The sequence below is a fragment of the Paenibacillus sp. LHD-38 genome (assembly GCF_031157315.1).
Lineage (GTDB): Bacteria > Bacillota > Bacilli > Paenibacillales > Paenibacillaceae > Pristimantibacillus.
This window is the reverse complement of sequence record NZ_JAVIFU010000082.1, coordinates 1-17,046: the sequence shown is the minus strand read 5'-3', so window position 1 is coordinate 17,046 and position 17,046 is coordinate 1. Positions and strand designations below refer to the sequence as shown.

Below are 17,046 nucleotides of genomic sequence, written 5' to 3'. Positions count from 1 at the left end.
GAATGATTAAGGAGGGACACAACCATGATCGCCAGTCAGGATGCGAAGTCATTGAAGGTCGGAGCCAAGGTTAAAAACAAGGGTCTGTTCAAAGGGAACATGAGCATCAATCAAATTATTATCGTCATACTGCTGGGGCTGCTCGTTGTCCTGATGCTAGTACCTATTTTGTTCATGATAGTAAGCTCGCTGAAGAGCAATGCCCAAATTTTAGGTAATTTCTGGGGACTGCCTTCACCTGCCAAATGGGGTAATTATAGTGAAGCCTTCAACAGTATATGGCGTTATATTATTAATACATTGGTTTATGCAGTAGTTGCGAGTGTCCTTGTCATGCTGCTTTCCGCTTTATCTGGTTATATATTCGCCAAGAAAGAGTTTCCAGGCAAAGAGATGCTTTTCCTCATGATGCTGGCTATTATGATGATTCCAGGTATTCTAACCCTGATTCCTTCCTACGTACTGTATGAGAGTATGAATCTGACTAACACACCGTGGGTAATTATCATATCGGCTGCTGCCGGAGGGCAAGTATTCGGTACGTTTCTCTGCCGAAGTTATATGTCCGGGCTTCCAAGTGAATTGTTCGAAGCGGCACGTATTGACGGAGCGTCTGAAATGCGAGTGTTCTGGCAGATCGTCATTCCGCTCTCTCTGCCTATCTTGGCCACCTTATTCATTATGCAGTCTGTAGGGGTGTACAACGACTACATTTGGCCATTACTGACGATTCAAGATAGCAGTATTCAAGTTATATCGGTAGGGTTGACGCAATTCACGAAGCAATTTGGCATTACCGATGTTGGGACTCAGTTTGCAGCATATGCTATCTCTTCAGTACCGCTTATTCTGATCTTCTCTTTCGGGATGAAGTATTATATCCAAGGTATGACGCAGGGCGCCTTAAAAATGTAACTGTAATAGCATATAAGGAATGGCCGGGTGCAACAGGATCCATGAAAGTGTTGTTAAATTCAAGGAATTGAGAAGTAGGGAGAAATTATATGACTGTTATGAATTTAAAGGTACTTCCGAAATGGATATGGCATAACGAAAGGGAAAAACGGCCTGCTACCGTCTTTTCGCTTAAGTTTGTAATCGATCGTGAGTTGCTGAATGTTTCTTTTCACGCTTCATTTACTGGGGCTGCAAAAGTTCGATTGAATCATTCGCTATTGGTGGAGAAGGAAGAAGAGGCGTCCAATATCGACGGTTGGATGCGAATAGATGAATTTCCACAAAGGCTCCCGGCAGGTGAACATGAGATACAGATCGATATGAGCTGCAGCAAGTTTATCCCCATTGCAGATGTCAATTCTTATTTAGGGGATCGGCGAGTGGGGATGATCGCATATTTGGAGGCAGATAACCATTGGTTGCCTACAGACGAGAACTGGATGGCAGATGGCGAGATTGCAACCATCATTTGCAACCTCGGTGAAGAGCCGTTTGGAGATTTGGATAACAGTCCGGATTGGTTCGTCTGTGGCGGGTTCGGAGATATTGAGGCATATCCTCTGCCTGATATCAACGCCCTATCAGCGAAATACATGCAAGCAGAAGTAGCAAATGGAGTTGCCATTTTGACCGGCAAGAGCAGTAGAAATCTGGAAATGATCTCTATTCGCTCGGAGAATTTGGAGCTGTTCTATCATCTGCGAAAGCAGACGCAATGGAAGAAAATGCGTGAATGGCAAAATACGCTGGATTTATCCAATACAGCTTCCGTCTTATTCGACTTGGGGAAAGAATACAACAGTCGCTTCTATGCTTCAAATGTCGGCAGAAGTAGTGTGAAGCTGCTTTGGAATGGTGCGGAATCACTAGAGGAACTGAATTTCTATGAAGGTTGCATTACGGAATGGATGGAGATAAAAGCAGGTCAAACCGAATGGAACCTTCCGCAAGGATTTCGCTTTATTCGTATCTTCATCTTTGAAGAACAAGGTGAGGACTTTCAAGTAAACCTAAAATTTCAATCGGTTCACGTCGGTCTTCGCCAAACGGGAATGATTCAGACAGACGTGAAAGTGGTGGATGCCATATTCGATGTTTCCGCCCATACCAGTCGGATCTGCCATCAAATCGGTTTGTGGGACGGCATAAAGCGCGATCGTTTGAACTGGACATTCGACTTTTATTTGGCTGCTAAATCTTGCTATTATTTGTGGGAGGATCATAAAGTCATTCGGCGTGCAATCAAGGAGCTTGGAGTAGGGACCCCTTACGGCCATTGGATGAATGGCATATGCGAATATACCCTTTGGTGGATTAAATCCATTTGCGAATATTACTTTCATACGGGGGATAAATCATTTCTCATGGAAATGAGAGAGCCGTTAAAGCGTCATATTCAATGGGTTGAAGCAAATACGGATTTAGAAAAAGGCGGGCTGAATGTCCAGGAAGGCATCCTGATTGAATGGACTCCCTTAACGCAGACGGAGAGACTGGTTTCGCTTCAAGCCATCTATAGGATGACCCGTAAAGATTTAATGCGAATAGCTGATGAATTACAGGAGCTGGAGCTGGATTTCCAGTGGACGATAGCCTGGTTGAAGGAAGATGAGTTTTTGGCAGATACTCATTTGCTTGCCACTAAGGTTCTGGGTATATTAAGCGGCTATGTCTCAAAGGGAAAAGCAATCGAGTTTCTTGATAATTATGAACTTCAAGATCCTTTCACTCCCTTGTCAGCGTATCAATTGGCGGAATGCTATTCATTATTTGAAAGACACGACGAAGCATATAATATCATCAAGACTGTATGGGGAGGCATGTTGGAGAAGGGGGCAACTACTTTCTGGGAGGCGTTCAAGCTGGATTCCGGATCAGACTTTCATGACGAGCTGACCACTTATACAGCTTATGAGTCTTATCGGATGAGCCTATGCCACTCATGGTCAAGTACTCCCGTTCAATGGATATGTCAAACTGTGCTTGGCGTGGAGCCGGTTGATACCGGATTCGCGACTGTACGGTTTAACCCGAAGCCGGTGGGAGGCATTCGTGAATGTCACGGATCTGTACAAACACCGAATGGTATCATTTTGATCGATTGGCACCTGAACGATAATGACGTAATCCATGCGAACATTCAAGCGCCCGAGGGGGTAACGGTTCTTCATACACTTTCTAACGGCTGTTAGTGCGGACCATATGGCATAAGAAATACGATGATTTGTCACCAATATGACCCCCGTAATCATACAGCAAGCCTGTATTTACGGGGGTTTTATGATTAATGATTGTTTAAAAGATTAAACGGGGGCAATGATTATTTCAACATGATTGTCCTCTAAAATCTCTTTCATATTATGATCAGGTTCTTGATCCGTAATAATGATATTAATTTTTCCGAAATCGCAAATCCGATGAAAAAGATGTTTATCGAATTTAGACGAATCAGCTAATACGATAACTTGATCAGCTCTTTCAATCATCTTTAGTTTCAAATAAGCTTCGTCAACAGAAGGGGCCGTTAACCCAGCGGAAGAAATGCCGCATGCGCCAAGAAACAACTTATCTACTTTGAAGTCTTCTAACATATCTAATGTACGGGGCCCGGAGACATTCCGGTGCCAGGCATTTAATTCGCCGCCCAGCAGCTGTGTCTTTATATCCGGGTTTTCACACAAAACACCGGCTATATCAATGGAATTGGTTACAACGACGTTGTTTTTCGTACATAAGTATTCAGCGGTAAATTGTACGGTTGTCGAGGTATCCATTAATAAATAGTCTCCATCTTTAATAAGGGAAGCCGCGAATTGGCCAATCGAGCGTTTGTTTCCTGTATCTTGAAACCGTTCCCTGTAGCTCCTTATATTTTTCGTAAGGGTGGGCAGCATGGCTCCGCCCCGAATACGAATAATAGCACCGTCTTCTTCTAATTTGACTAAGTCGCGTCTCGCGGTATCGCGGGAAACGCTATACAGCTCACAAATATCCTCAAGCTGAATTTTTTGTTTCTCTTTTAAATATTGAATAATCGATTGTGTTCTTTCATCTTGATTCATCGTTTGACCTCTTCCAAAAAAGGATTTCACTTATAAGTATAAGTTTCTTGCCTAAATGTTTCAACATCGCTTAAAATTATAAGTATAAAACTTAAATAACTTGCATCATTTAATTTTTTAACTTATCATGAGGTCGTATTTAAATTTTTTTTGCAGATGAAGGGGATGGATTGTTTGAGAAAAGTAAAGGTCGGCATCATTGGTTACGGTTTTTCAGGGAAAACTTTTCATGCGCCTATTATCCAAACGGTTGAAGGACTAGAAATTTCAAAAATCGTTTCTTCAAATGCTCTGAAAGTAAAGGAAGATTATCCTGGCGTCCAGGTTGTTTCCGATGTTGAACAGCTGTTCACGGACCCTGCTATAGACCTTATTGTTATCACTACGCCAAACACTACGCATTATCCATTTGCCAAACAAGCCTTATTATCAGGAAAACATGTAGTGGTCGAGAAACCGTTCGTCATCCATTCTAAAGATGCGCAAGAGCTGATCGAAATAGCTTCCGAGCAAAATAAAATAATAAGCGTTTATCAAAACAGAAGATGGGACAATGATTTCCTTACGGTTAAAGAATGCCTGGAGTCGGGCGTAATGGGAGAAATATATTCGTATGAAGCGCATTATGACCGGTTTCGTCCTGAAGTAAGCGGTCGTTGGAGAGAGCAAAATTTGGAAGGCTCGGGTATGCTTTATGACCTTGGCTCGCATTTGATCGATCAAGCTCTTCATTTATTTGGACTTCCCGAAACGGTGTTTGGCGATGTGATGGCCCAAAGAAACGATTCGGTTACCGATGATTATTTTCATATTGTTTTAGGATATGGCAGATTGAGGGTTATTTTGCATTCCGGTTCGTTCGTGAAGAGCGCAGGTCCTAAATTTCAAATACACGGGGATAAGGGCAGCTTTATTAAATATGGTTTGGACTCGCAAGAGGATTCATTAAAGCGAGGGAAAGTGCCTGGCGACGCTATTTGGGGTAAGGACCTCGAAGAAAGCTATGGAGAATTATCGGTAAATGTAGGTGATCTGCTGCTGAAAGGAAAGCTTGAAACAAAAACAGGCGCATATGAATCTTTTTATAAAGGCATTTACGAATCCATTACTGAAAACAAACCAGTTCCTGTAAACGCAGCCGATGCCATGAATACGATAAAGATTATCGAGTTGGTTAAAAAGAGCGGTCTGGAAAAAAGAGTCGTTTCATTCGAATAAAGGTGCCGGGCGCGGAATGTGCTTCGATTTCGCCAAGGCGGCCTTGTTCGAGTTTAAATCCGCATACACTACATCAAAGTTCGCCCTCGAGGGGGGATGGAGTCGCTGGAACTCGAGGTCGCCCCGTTCGGCATTCATACTTCCATTGTTAATCCAAGATTTTTCGTACTGAGCTTCTCGCGAAGGCGTAATCGATTGCTCTAGTTTTGACCATACACATCGTCATGAGATATAGGAAACGTCGGAGAAGAGGGCGTCCGCGCTTTTTCCACACAATTTCCGGCGCCGGCCTCAGACAGGTTTAGACCTCCATAATGAAGCATGGCATTTCCGTGCACTTAGCCTCATAGATCCCCGGTTTTTCTTAACACACCAGCTAAGCTGGTTGCGATTACACCTCCCGGTATCTTATTATCCAATAAAGTCTATTACTATCCAGTATTATATCTATGTCGGTTTGTTGAATATATCTATCCAGTCATTTGTCGAAGTGAAACGGATAGGCGAGTACGTTTATTTAGCGTGCATGTAATCATAGTTTCTATCTTAAGTCTTGTAATCTTGACTTCTATATGCTTATAGTGTCTCCAGAGGGCTATTATGATATTTCAGGAGGCGAACCTAGCATGTTTAAAAAATACCGCATAGACTACCTTCTGTTCGGAGGTTCCGCAGCATTCATCGTAACGCTTCTGACCATTGTCATTTGGATCGCCTATTCATACTCCGCACAGCAGATGGTGCAAAATACTTCCTATTACCAGCAAGGTCTGCTTAATGAGCTTTATAATAAAGTCGATATCCAAATGAAATCGATCGAACAGATTTCTTTAACAGCCACCCGGAACACGAATCTGCTGGATGATGTAAACGTGCCGGGGGACAAGTATTCCAATTACAAGAAGCGTAAGGAAATGGAGTCGTTCCTTGCACAGCTTACTTTCTCAACACCCGATATTGAGTCCGTTCATTTCTATATTAAGCAAACGCTTCAATTCGAGCCACAGGGCCCCGTGAAATTTATCGAGCATGATTTAATCAAAGAAGAAGTCTGGTATAACCCGGCTATCGAAAATAACGACTTCGGTTGGATTGGAGAGCACGACATTCGAACCGTTCAAGGTGAGAAGCGGGTCATCAGCTTTGTCCGCAAGGTGTATTCGGTTGCAGGGGATTACCGCGGCCTGCTGCTGTTGAATATTAAAGCGTCTTCCATTAAGAAGCTGATCGAAAGCCATAACCCTGCGGCAAACCGGATTCTGCTCGATTCCGGAGGGCGGCTTATTACGATGATCGGCGGCGACACTATGTCGCAGGACCAGGTCGAGGCCTACTTAGAAAATATCAAAGGCGAGTCCGGTTATATGAAAACGAAATCCGTTAGCAGCGGCCTTTCGGATTCAAGCGAACATTTGATGGTATGGGCAAAGCACTTCGATAGGGATTGGACGTTGATCGAATCGACTCCATGGAAGGATATTACGGGAGGAAGTTTTCGTCTTGCTATGGTACTGCTGCTGGCAGGAGGTTCAGCCATGCTTATCGCGCTATGCTTCAACTTGTTTTTCTCCCGGCAATTCGTTAAGCCGATCGGGCTGCTGCTGCATGAAATGAGCCGAAATTCGGTTAATGTCAACAAAGTTAGTTTGCCGGCGGGGTACCGTAATGAATTCGGAGCGTTATTTTCAGGCTATCGCAGGCTCATCGAACGTATTCAGGAGCTGTACGCATCATTAGAGGATCAGTATCGGAGGCAGAAGGAAGCGGAAATTAAAGCGCTGCAGGCGATGATCAATCCGCATTTTTTGTACAACACCTTGGATCAGCTGAATTGGATGGCGATTGCAGGCGGACAGGAGAAAATGAGCACCATATTGGAGTTAATGGGAAAAATGTTCCGCATCGGCCTCTCGAACGGTGAAAGTGTTATCATTATCCGTGACGAATTGCTGCACATGGAATGCTATATGCAGATTCAGCAGATTCGCCTGGGTGAGCAGTTCGTTTTACGGGTAGACGTACCTGAAACCATCAGGGACTTATATATTCCGAAGATGACGCTGCAGCCTTTTATCGAGAATGCCATTATGCACGGGTTTCACGGCAAGAAAGAGGGGACGATCGAGGTATGTGCGGAGATCACCAAAAATGCTGAAGTCGTCTTTCGAATAACCGATAACGGCAAGGGTCTAAGGGATGACTGGCAGGAGCCGAAAAAGAGAAAAACAGGGGGATACGGAATCCGGAATGTCCGAGAACGAATTGACATTTATTTTGGCAGCAGCTACGGTCTGGAGTTGATGCCGAATACGGATGGCCCCGGGACAACGGTCCTCATACGTATTCCAGTGTTAAACAATAAAGAAGAACAGGCAGGGTGATGCGGCATGTGGAAAATTGTAATTATAGATGACGACCGGAACGTATTGGAAGGAATGAAAAGCGTCATCCCCTGGGCGGAGCTTGATGCGGAATGGGTCGGGGAGGCGATGGACGGGGAAGAAGGACTACGGGTCGTTCAGGAGTGTCGGCCAGATATTGTAATCACCGATATTTATATGCCCGTGCTTAACGGCTTGGATATGGTGGAGCAGTTGAACAAGGCGAATTTTCACGGGAAGATTATTGTTTTAAGCGGCTACGCTGATTTTGAATATGCAAGACAAGCGCTCCGGCTTGGGATTGCCGATTATTTAAACAAACCGCTCAGCGTTCAGACGATTCAGGAAGTACTGGGGAGAACGATCGCGGCATTGGAGGAGGAGCTGGAGCAAAGACATCGCAATGAAGAGCTGGAGGAGAAATTGAAGCTGTACGAGCCGTTCGTGGAGAAAGAGTGGATCAAATCGGTCACCACAGGACCGGAGCATACGAAGCTTCCGGATACCCGGATGATTCCCGAAGCGTACCGGTATTGGAACGGCCGCCGCCATGCGGTGATTGGCATTGAAATTATCCGCACGGACCGCGTGACCAGGGCCTCGACAAAGGATTTGAGCTTGTTCAGGTTCGCCATCGCAAACATTATTCAGGAGCTCTCCCGCGAGGAGTGGCCGGATTCTCACTATGTGGAATTATTCAGCAGCCACGCGGCGATTATCCTTCATGCTCCGAATGAAGAACGGAGCGACTTTACGATGAAGCAAGCTTACCGCTTTGGGGAAAGGGTCATTCAAAGCGTCCGCTCCTTCCTGGATATTACGCTTCATGCCGGTATCGGAACGGTTAAGCCGAATTGGATGGAAATTGCGGATTCGACCGAAGAGGCTTTCCAGGCTCTTTACTTTAAAAACACCGCGCCAATAGAAGGCATCCACTTATACGAATATGTCCATGGCGGAAAAAAAGAGCAGCAAGCTTACCCGATTTCCCTCCGTCCAGTTAAATTTTATCAGCAAATGGCAGAGTCAATGAAGTTGTTCCAAGAGGATAAGGCGAAAGAGATTGTGGATGATTACTTCGGCCAGTGGAGCAAGGGCGGGGCTGTATCGGCCCGCAATCTTGAAATGCTGGGTACGGAGCTGTGGACTATTTTTGCTTATACGCTATTTGAAGTCGGCGTTCAATTGGAAGACATCGCGAAGGTGGACGAGGTTACCCGGGAGCTGCGTTTCGTTACGACGCTGGAGCAGCTGAAGGAGTGGCTTTACGGAAAAATTGATCTGATTTGCGGCTCCCGCAGCAGCAATGAGAACATTAAGCATCGACAGGCCGTTGATTTTATCGTTCAGTTTATCCATGAGCATTATGCAGAGCCCATTATGATATCCGATCTGGCGGATCGTATTCATATTTCGAGAAACTACTTAAGCCTTCTGTTTAAGAAGGCGATGGGGGAGTCCTTCAACAGCTATTTGACGCGGATTCGGATGGAGAAGGCGAAAGAATTGATTTTGGAAGGGAAGTATTTGATCTACGAGGTCGCGGACCGGGTCGGTTATAAGTATGTGCCTTATTTCAGTACGTTATTTAAAAAGTATACCGGCTGCAATCCGACAGATTTGTATAAAAATAAATCGTAGTTATCCTACTTGGGGCTGGGATTCGGGACAACGAATTTGCAGTCTTCAATTTTTGTTAATATGTATAACAAAGTGTACATCGTTCCTATTTTTCATTCTCTGCAGGTCTTATATGATTAACTTATATAAACCAGACAGAGGTGATGCTACTATGAATCGGAGCTCTTCTACAGTTCTTGTTAATGCGGCGAATGCGGTACCGGTCCGGAAAAAGAAGTCGCTGCTGAGCCGCTTTCTGAGCAGATGGGAATCGCCGGTAGCCGGATATTTATTTTTAGCCCCATGGCTAATCGGACTTTTTTTATTGACGTTCTGGCCCATGTTGCAATCGTTGTATTTCTCTTTCACGAAATATTCCCTGTTAGAGCAGCCGGAATGGACCGGGTTCGGGAACTATGAACGGATTTTCACTTCCGATGCGGTGTTTATCCAATCCCTTAAGGTCACGTTTTTATTTGTTCTATTCTCGGTTCCGCTCAAATTGTTCGCTGCTCTGCTGATTGCGCTGCTGCTTAAGCAAAATATTCGCGGCATGTCCTTTTACAGAACGATGGTTTATCTCCCTTCCTTGATCGGGACCAGCATTGCGGTGTCTATCCTTTGGAGAAACATTTTTAACTCGGACGGGCTGTTCAATCAGCTGCTGGGCCTGTTTGGGATTGAAGGCGTGAACTGGATTACCAATCCAAAAACAGCTCTTGGAACGTTGGTTTTATTGGTGGTTTGGCAGTTTGGTTCTTCTATGGTTATTTTTTTAGCCGGACTCAAGCAAATATCGACAGAGCTGTATGAAGCCTCGTCGGTTGACGGAGCCACCAAGATCAGACAGTTTTTCAGTATTACGCTTCCTATGCTCTCGCCAGTCATTTTGTTTAATTTAGTGCTTCAAACGATCGGCTCATTCCAAATGTTTACACAGGCGTTCATCATCACGCATGGCGGGCCGATCAACTCTACGTATATGTACGCTCTATATTTGTATGACCGCGCATTCGGACGGCTTCAGATGGGATACGCCTCGGCTTTGGCTTGGATCATGCTCGTGATCATTGCCGTTTGCACGGCCGTGATCTTTGTGAGCGCGAAGCACTGGGTATTCTACGAGAATGATGGGAGGAAAAAAGGATGATGCGGAGCTCTAAACGAAGCCTATTTCAAAAAAACGCGTCGCTCAGCCTATTAAGCCTTGTCATGATGTATCCCGTCTTTTGGTGGATCGGGGCTTCGTTAAAGACGAATGAGGAAATGTCGAAGCCCGGTCTGTTTCCTGAGCATCTGATCTGGAGTAATTTCAGCGAGGGATGGACGGCGATACCTGGATTTACGTTTACCCACTTCTATATGAACACCTTTCAATTAATTATAGGCGTGCTCCTTACAAGTATTGTTGCCTGCAGTATGACCGCTTTTGCGTTTGCCCGGCTCGATTTCCCGCTGCGCGGCATGTGGTTTTCGATTCTCTTGCTGACTCTCATGCTGCCCCATCAGGTAACGATGGTTCCGCAATATGTAATGTTTAACGGCTGGGGCTGGGTCGATACGTTTTTGCCTTTTATCGTTCCGCATACGCTGGCGGGCGGAATTGGCGGCTCCTTCTTCGTCTATCTTTTGGTACAGTTTATTAGAGGCATTCCGAAGGAGCTGGATGAATCGGCCAAAATAGACGGCTGCAGCTGGTTCGGCATCTACTGGCGAATCGTACTTCCTTTGACGAAGCCGGCATTGGTGACAGTAGCGATCTACTGTTTTCTGTGGAACTGGGATGATTTTCTCGGACATTTGATCTATATTAACTCGGTGGATAAATACACAGTCGGTTTGGCGCTGCGCATGTTCGTCGATTCCCAGTCATCCGTCCCATGGGGGCAATTGCTCGCGATGTCTCTTGTTTCGATCGTACCTTCCGTCCTTATCTTTTTCTTGGCCCAGCGCCATTTCGTAGAAGGGATAACAGCCGGATCGGTAAAAGGCTAAAAAGGATGCATTTCTATAATAAATTGTGCATCCCTCGTATACCAAGGTTACCCGGTTAGTTGCTAACATATGAAATGTAAACGGTTTATTCATTGCTAAAAGGGGGATTCACTTTGAAAATTAATGTGAAAAAATCGATCACCGTACTAATATCGGGAATCATGCTTCTGACCGCTGTCGCTTGCGGCAGCAGCAATGAGAAAAACACGGCGGGGGAGAGCACGGACCAAGCGGCCGCAAGCCAGGTAAAGCTGCGCATTTTATGGTGGGGATCTCAGTCCAGACACGATGCTACTTTAAAGGCGCTCGATTTGTATACTTCAAAAAATCCGAATGTGACATTCGAGCCTGAGTTTTCCGGCTGGGAAGGCTATTGGGATAAGCTGGCCACCCAATCTGCGGCGAAAAATGCACCGGACATTATTCAAATGGATGCGTCCTATTTGGCGGAATATGCGGGCCGTAAGCAGCTGGCAGATTTATCTACGGGCATAGCAACGGGAGATATTGATGCCTCTCTTTTAAGCACAGGGAAATATCAGGACAAGCTTTACGCCATTCCACTTGGCAATAATGCTATCGGGATGGTCTATAATAAAGAGGCTGTAGAAAAGCTGGGCATTACGAAGCCAAAGAGCGGCTGGACCTGGGACGAATTTTTCGCCTTCGGCAAAGAAGCGAAAGCAAAGCTGGGTTCCGATCATTACGCGTTAACTGATCTTACAGCCTCTTTCGGGCAATACGTAAATTATCAGCTGAGCAAAGGCTTAGGGCAAGTGTTTACGGAAGACGGCAAGCTGAATTTGGATAAGGATACTTATCTCGAATATCAACATAAATTTGCCGAGCTGCGCAAGGAGGGGATTGTGCCTCCGGGCGAGGTGAGTGTGACGGATAAGGAGCTTGATCCTCAGCTTGATCTCATGGTAAACGGCACTACCCTGCTGCGTGTCGTTCACGCCGCACAATCCAACAGCTTTGATAGCTTGAAGCCAGGAGTATTCGATTTGGTAACGATCCCGAGAAACCAGGAGGCCGGCGGCTGGCTCAAACCGTCAATGTTCTGGAGCGCAAGCGCAAACTCGAAGCATGTGGAGGCAGCGAAAAAGTTTATCGACTGGTTTATTAACGATCCGGAAGTAGCTGAGCTGCTCGGTACATCCCGCGGCGTTCCGGTCTCTAAGAAGATTGTCGAGAAGCTGACTCCGAAATTTAACGCTCCCGATAAAATGGGCATTGCGTTAATTACCGATACGGCGTCGGATGCTCAGCTGTATGTACCGGAGCCTAAGGGCTGGAGCAACTTCTCGCAGAAGGACTTCAAAGCAGTCGGAGAAAAAATCATGTTCGGTGAAATTACGCCGGAACAAGCCTATGAGGAACTCACGGAATTGGCGAAGGATTATCAGTAATTAAGGAGAGTATCAAGGATGTCAAGAAGTCAGGGTCGTATAGGAAAGTGAAGTTGGAGAAAAACCGGTCATCACAGATGACCGGTTTTTCGATTTTGAGTATTAAGCACCCCTCCTTAATTGTGGAGGAATTTATTATAATTGCGATTAGCAAAAGTAACACATCAGGGAGTGAATATAATGGAGCAATCAGTATCGAATGAAATCGAAGCTGTATATCATCAATTATTAGATGCTTGGAATAACCATAGTGCTGGTAGTATGGCCGAATTGTTCACAGAGGAGGGGGAGCAAATCGGGTTTGATGGGAGTATATCAATTGGTCGTGACGAGATATTCTCACACCTCAAATCTATTTTTGATAATCACTCAACGGCTAAATTTGTAAGCAAGGTTAAAGATGTGCGTCCACTTGGTTCTGATGCAGCTATTGTACGAGCAATAGCAAGCATGGTACCTCCAGGCAAATCAGACCTCAATCCTAATGTCAATACTCACCATACTCTAGTTGTAGTTAAAATTGAAGGGAATTGGCGTATACAACTTTTTCAGAACACCCCAGCACAGTTTCACGGGAGACCCGAGTTAGTTGAACGAATGACAGAAGAGTTAAGACAGTTGATTAAATGAGTCCAAAAAGCTTAATCCAGTTTCAATAAATCGGAATGTTGTTCAGATAACGGGTAACTATTGCTTAACAATCACCAGAACGAGGCTGCCGTTTCCTACCGGCAGCATACGGTCTAATTTGGGGCAGATGGATTTGTAGCTAAAGCCATCAATACTCAAGGCATTGGCTGATTTGAAAATTAGATGTGAAGTCCATATTCTTTCTTTCGGAGAGGTTGATAGTAAATAAAACAGAAATTCAAGAGAACCGCAATGTAAGTCGTTAAACTGTAAGCGTAAAATAGCCCCCACCTTCAATGTCCCATCCAATCATGAGAAAATGAAGGCAGCTAAGTAAAGGAAGTTGCCTCATGACAACGAGAGAACAACGTCGTCGCCTCGAACGAGAAGACGGACCCCGACCAAGAGCTAAGCAGATCATTGTTCTATTTTAATTCTGTTTATGACTTTACTTATTTAAAATAGGTATTTCTCCGAGCAGTTTCTTCAAGTTAATAGAATCCCACGGCATATGCTCCGTTATACCTAACCCAACTACATCTGTTTCTTCAGATAGTTCTTTAATCAGATTAAGTAGTTGAGGCATTTGCATGGTTCCCGCAGGAGAAAGATTATAAGGTGCTTCAGGGTTGGCGAATAATAAAGAACGAAATGCTTTTGGGTCAAGCACATCTAAATCAAGGTGAATAGCTAGGTGCTTAATGCCACTTTCTTTAATCCACTCTTTTATCGATTCAGTACTGTTCATTAACTCTTTGGTTCCAGCAGTTTTAATACCTAGTCTTTGAATGACTTCCGTATCTTGTTCTGTAGGAGCTTCTAATCCCGCGATAAAGACATTTTCAGGTTTTAGAGGGATTTTCACATGTTTTGCGAACTCCTCATCTCCTTCTCCCAAAAGATTTCCGAGAGGTAATGTATGTCCGTTGTCATACCCAACAATTCTAACTAAATCACTGTGAGCATCGATCCAAATTAAACCTAATTCCCCACCGTATCGTTCGTTTAAATAGGCAAATGGGGCTTGTTCGACTAAGCAGTCGCCACCAAACATTACAATGCGATCTGGCTTATGAGCATCAATGATATGATGAGCAGCCTCTAATTGTTCAAGCAGCTGTTTTCTTCCATTCATACCGTTCTCGTTTTCAAGCAGAGTTCCATCATAAGCTTGAACGGGTACATTAATAAGGGGTTGATCATTGTCAGGAGCCAGCCAAGCAAGCAGCTCGGCTCCAAAAGAGTAGTTAGGATTGTTTCCCCCTTGCCATTGCGGCATTAACAGGCGTATTGTTTTTTTAGTCATTTTTTTCTCTCCTTTACTTCAAAGTATGGTTAGTATAAACTGAGCACAAATAAAAAAGTAGTACGCACTTTATTGATAGGTACTACCCGAAAGGATAGCGTAAATATGAGTATGGCTGAATATAAAGGCAAAGTTAAAAATATTCAAGATACACCTTTTGGTTATACAGTTTCAGTTATCGGTGGTAAATGGAAAATGGTTATTATTTATCTCCTAGCAGAAAACCAACCGGTTCGCTTTAATGATCTGAAAAGACAAATAGGAGCTATTACTTATAAAACATTGAGTTCACAACTAAAAGAATTGGAAGCGGATGGTTTGGTGAATCGGAAAGAGTATCCTCAAGTTCCTCCTAAAGTCGAGTACAGTCTCACGAATAAAGCGGAAACATTATTACCCGTGTTGGAAGAGTTATGTGAGTGGGGAGTGAAAAACCAAAATAATTAAATTCATGATCATAAAATGGAAAGTCTATGAATGACATCATTTATATCTTAGGAGGGAACAACATGGAAGTTTTTGTAGAGTATTTAGAACGTATTGATAACCCGCAACATCGGGCCCGAGCGGAAGAAATTTTTGATTGGGTAACTAAGAAATATCCAAATTTAATGCCGAAAATTGCGTGGAATCAGCCTATGTTTACCGATCACGGCACGTTTATTATTGGCTTTAGCATAGCCAAACATCATTTGGCTGTTGCCCCAGAAAGGGCAGGGATTAATCATTTTTCTGATGAAATTGTCCAGGCTGGCTATGATCATAGCAAGGAGTTGGTACGTATCAAGTGGGATAGTCCAGTTGATTTTTCACTACTTGAGAAAATGATCGAGTTCAATATTTTGGATAAGGCAGACTGTTCTACTTTTTGGCGTTAATATAATCAAACTTTTTTATAAATCCTCTGGATCAAAGTGTATCTCAGCAGTAACCATACCATACGAAATGATATGAAATTCCGAATCATAGGTTACCCTACCATACCAAAATATAGGAATCTCATCTTCTCTTTGTCAAGGGTTGATTATCCAGTCAACTCGCCATATGCTTATCTTATATTCATGTTAGGAGGGATCATTGTGGAATTATCGATTATGACATTTAATCTTCGTATCCATGTCGCGGAGGATGGGGAAAATGCCTGGCCTAACCGTATTGAAGCAGCCGCAGAAGCGATTAAAGCGTCTGGAGCAGCCGTTGTATGCACGCAAGAAGGAAGCTTGCCCATGCTGGAGAGCTTGAATGCGCTGCTTCCCGAATATGAATGGATCGGGGAGGGCAGGCTCGGCGGCGAAGAGGGAGAGTTTTGCGCGATCTTCTTCCAGAAAGAAAAGCTGAAGTCAGTCGAAAGCGGCACCTTCGGATTGTCCGAACGGCCGGAGCAGCTTGGCTTTAAAAGCTGGAACACCGATTGTCCGCGCATTTGCACATGGGTGAGGCTGCGGCAAATCGACGGGCGGGAATATCTGATTCTTAATACGCATCTGGATCACATAAGCGAGGAAGCAAGGATAAAAGGAGCTATGCTCATCTTGAACAAGATGAATATAACCAGCGGAGCGTCCGCGATTCTAACAGGCGATTTCAATTGTGAACCGGAAACCAAAACGATCCAGACTCTGAATCAAGCAGGGCTGCGCCATACATACACCGACCTTGATGTACATCCGGGCTGTACTTATCATGGTTTCATAGGCGGCGAAGAAGGTGAACCGATCGACTATATATTCGTTACGCCGAATATTCGGATCGTGTCAGCGAATGTCGACAAGGGCAAGTACGGCGGCAAATACCCATCGGATCATTATCCGATTACTGCGACTCTGCAGGTATAGCATCAATGTAACAAAAGAATGGATGTATGGCTAGAGCCAAACATCCATTCTTTTGTTATTTCGCTCGCTTGGAAACCAGTTGATTCAATTCCGCGAGCATAGCTTTGTAATCCGCTGATATCGTGTAATCAATGAACTATTTCTTCTATTCCTCGATAGAAGACTCGCCCAAAATGAAATTAAGCTTTGGCTGATTATCTAATTAATAAAGCTGTAATTAATCGAATTGAATACTTGAGTGGGCTGCCACATTTACTGGCAGCTTTTGAACTTATATTTTTTCTGGAAACTAAATTAGATATAACGTGTGACACCAAATAAAAAACTGTCTGGTGACAAGAACTTGATCTCATTCCCGATGGCTGCCGCTGCTTTTCTTTATTAAGCTAACGGGCAGTAATGCTCAATGAGCGGTTTCGAAGTTATAATGGTCTTTTAAAAAAAATTAATGAAAATGAGGTGCGTTATGCTTGGTTTACCTAGTGGTGAGGTGTTTTTAGTTCCTTGGACACGGTATTTGTCAAGATAGTTGTCGCGATTTAATGAAAATAAGATAGTTACGTTTGCGTTTTTTGCTCAGCCAGAATAGGCATAGCTTTTTCCGGGTTAAGCCAAACTTCTTCTTCCAAA

The 17,046-nt window shown here is 44.2% G+C and carries 14 protein-coding genes; 12 read left to right on the top strand and 2 right to left on the bottom strand.

Annotated elements, in window-relative coordinates:
* Positions 1 to 24: 24 nt before the first annotated feature.
* Together RCO25_RS32870 and RCO25_RS32865 are read left to right on the top strand one after the other, a co-directional pair.
* Entirely contained in the window at positions 25 to 915 is an 891-nt protein-coding gene (locus RCO25_RS32870) for a carbohydrate ABC transporter permease (RefSeq protein WP_309000281.1), read from the top strand.
* A gap of 89 nt (positions 916 to 1,004) precedes the next feature.
* Entirely contained in the window at positions 1,005 to 3,149 is a 2,145-nt protein-coding gene (locus RCO25_RS32865) for an alpha-L-rhamnosidase-related protein (RefSeq protein WP_309000280.1), read from the top strand.
* 111 nt (positions 3,150 to 3,260) lie between these two features.
* On the opposite strand, the gene RCO25_RS32860 is transcribed toward RCO25_RS32865, so the two are convergent.
* Complete coding sequence (locus RCO25_RS32860) at positions 3,261 to 4,019, bottom strand: DeoR/GlpR family DNA-binding transcription regulator (RefSeq protein ID WP_309000279.1); 759 nt, start codon at positions 4,017 to 4,019, stop codon at positions 3,261 to 3,263.
* A 174-nt stretch (positions 4,020 to 4,193) separates the two neighbouring features.
* On the opposite strand from RCO25_RS32860, the gene RCO25_RS32855 reads away from it, so the two are divergent.
* The 7 genes from RCO25_RS32855 (at position 4,194) to RCO25_RS32825 (ending at position 13,275) form a co-directional block, all read left to right on the top strand.
* Entirely contained in the window at positions 4,194 to 5,237 is a 1,044-nt protein-coding gene (locus tag RCO25_RS32855) for an oxidoreductase (protein WP_309000278.1), read from the top strand.
* Between the two features lie 626 nt (positions 5,238 to 5,863).
* On the top strand, positions 5,864 to 7,618 hold the full coding sequence (locus RCO25_RS32850) for a cache domain-containing sensor histidine kinase (RefSeq protein WP_309000277.1): 1,755 nt from the start codon (positions 5,864 to 5,866) through the stop codon (positions 7,616 to 7,618).
* A 6-nt stretch (positions 7,619 to 7,624) separates the two neighbouring features.
* Positions 7,625 to 9,259 carry a response regulator gene (locus RCO25_RS32845; protein ID WP_309000276.1) on the top strand — a complete coding sequence of 545 codons (1,635 nt, stop codon included), beginning with the start codon at positions 7,625 to 7,627 and terminating at the stop codon, positions 9,257 to 9,259.
* A 151-nt stretch (positions 9,260 to 9,410) separates the two neighbouring features.
* Positions 9,411 to 10,388: a carbohydrate ABC transporter permease gene (locus RCO25_RS32840; protein ID WP_309000275.1), complete on the top strand. Its 978-nt coding sequence runs from the start codon at positions 9,411 to 9,413 to the stop codon at positions 10,386 to 10,388.
* The gene (locus tag RCO25_RS32835) at positions 10,388 to 11,233 is read left to right on the top strand and encodes a carbohydrate ABC transporter permease (RefSeq protein WP_309000282.1); all 846 of its coding nucleotides are present in this window, start codon (positions 10,388 to 10,390) and stop codon (positions 11,231 to 11,233) included. The genes RCO25_RS32840 and RCO25_RS32835 overlap by 1 nt, the downstream gene beginning before the upstream one ends.
* Before the next feature lie 113 nt (positions 11,234 to 11,346).
* On the top strand, positions 11,347 to 12,645 hold the full coding sequence (locus RCO25_RS32830; protein WP_309000274.1) for an ABC transporter substrate-binding protein: 1,299 nt from the start codon (positions 11,347 to 11,349) through the stop codon (positions 12,643 to 12,645).
* 180 nt (positions 12,646 to 12,825) lie between these two features.
* Positions 12,826 to 13,275: an SgcJ/EcaC family oxidoreductase gene (locus tag RCO25_RS32825; protein WP_309000273.1), complete on the top strand. Its 450-nt coding sequence runs from the start codon at positions 12,826 to 12,828 to the stop codon at positions 13,273 to 13,275.
* Between the two features lie 448 nt (positions 13,276 to 13,723).
* On the opposite strand, the gene RCO25_RS32820 is transcribed toward RCO25_RS32825, so the two are convergent.
* Complete coding sequence (locus RCO25_RS32820; protein ID WP_309000272.1) at positions 13,724 to 14,581, bottom strand: arginase family protein; 858 nt, start codon at positions 14,579 to 14,581, stop codon at positions 13,724 to 13,726.
* 105 nt (positions 14,582 to 14,686) lie between these two features.
* Here RCO25_RS32820 and RCO25_RS32815 point away from each other — a divergent pair, with 105 nt between their 5' ends.
* From RCO25_RS32815 to RCO25_RS32805, 3 genes are all read left to right on the top strand, one after another.
* Positions 14,687 to 15,028 (top strand): winged helix-turn-helix transcriptional regulator, encoded by a 342-nt coding sequence (locus tag RCO25_RS32815; RefSeq protein ID WP_309000271.1) that lies wholly within the window; start codon positions 14,687 to 14,689, stop codon positions 15,026 to 15,028.
* Positions 15,029 to 15,090: 62 nt separating this feature from the next.
* A complete protein-coding gene (locus tag RCO25_RS32810; protein ID WP_309000270.1) occupies positions 15,091 to 15,459 on the top strand; it encodes an iron chaperone in 369 nt (122 codons plus the stop codon).
* A 201-nt stretch (positions 15,460 to 15,660) separates the two neighbouring features.
* Positions 15,661 to 16,416 carry an endonuclease/exonuclease/phosphatase family protein gene (locus RCO25_RS32805; RefSeq protein ID WP_309000269.1) on the top strand — a complete coding sequence of 252 codons (756 nt, stop codon included), beginning with the start codon at positions 15,661 to 15,663 and terminating at the stop codon, positions 16,414 to 16,416.
* Positions 16,417 to 17,046 lie beyond the last annotated feature (630 nt).

Excerpts from the sequence above, each read along its gene's own strand:
- RCO25_RS32870 (WP_309000281.1), top strand. The coding sequence starts at position 25 with ATGATCGCCAGTCAGGATGCGAAGTCATTGAAGGTCGGAGCCAAGGTT.
- RCO25_RS32865 (WP_309000280.1), top strand. The coding sequence starts at position 1,005 with ATGACTGTTATGAATTTAAAGGTACTTCCGAAATGGATATGGCATAAC.
- RCO25_RS32860 (WP_309000279.1), bottom strand. The coding sequence starts at position 4,019 with ATGAATCAAGATGAAAGAACACAATCGATTATTCAATATTTAAAAGAG.
- RCO25_RS32850 (WP_309000277.1), top strand. The coding sequence starts at position 5,864 with ATGTTTAAAAAATACCGCATAGACTACCTTCTGTTCGGAGGTTCCGCA.
- RCO25_RS32845 (WP_309000276.1), top strand. The coding sequence starts at position 7,625 with ATGTGGAAAATTGTAATTATAGATGACGACCGGAACGTATTGGAAGGA.
- RCO25_RS32840 (WP_309000275.1), top strand. The coding sequence starts at position 9,411 with ATGAATCGGAGCTCTTCTACAGTTCTTGTTAATGCGGCGAATGCGGTA.
- RCO25_RS32835 (WP_309000282.1), top strand. The coding sequence starts at position 10,388 with ATGCGGAGCTCTAAACGAAGCCTATTTCAAAAAAACGCGTCGCTCAGC.
- RCO25_RS32825 (WP_309000273.1), top strand. The coding sequence starts at position 12,826 with ATGGAGCAATCAGTATCGAATGAAATCGAAGCTGTATATCATCAATTA.
- RCO25_RS32820 (WP_309000272.1), bottom strand. The coding sequence starts at position 14,581 with ATGACTAAAAAAACAATACGCCTGTTAATGCCGCAATGGCAAGGGGGA.
- RCO25_RS32815 (WP_309000271.1), top strand. The coding sequence starts at position 14,687 with ATGAGTATGGCTGAATATAAAGGCAAAGTTAAAAATATTCAAGATACA.
- RCO25_RS32810 (WP_309000270.1), top strand. The coding sequence starts at position 15,091 with ATGGAAGTTTTTGTAGAGTATTTAGAACGTATTGATAACCCGCAACAT.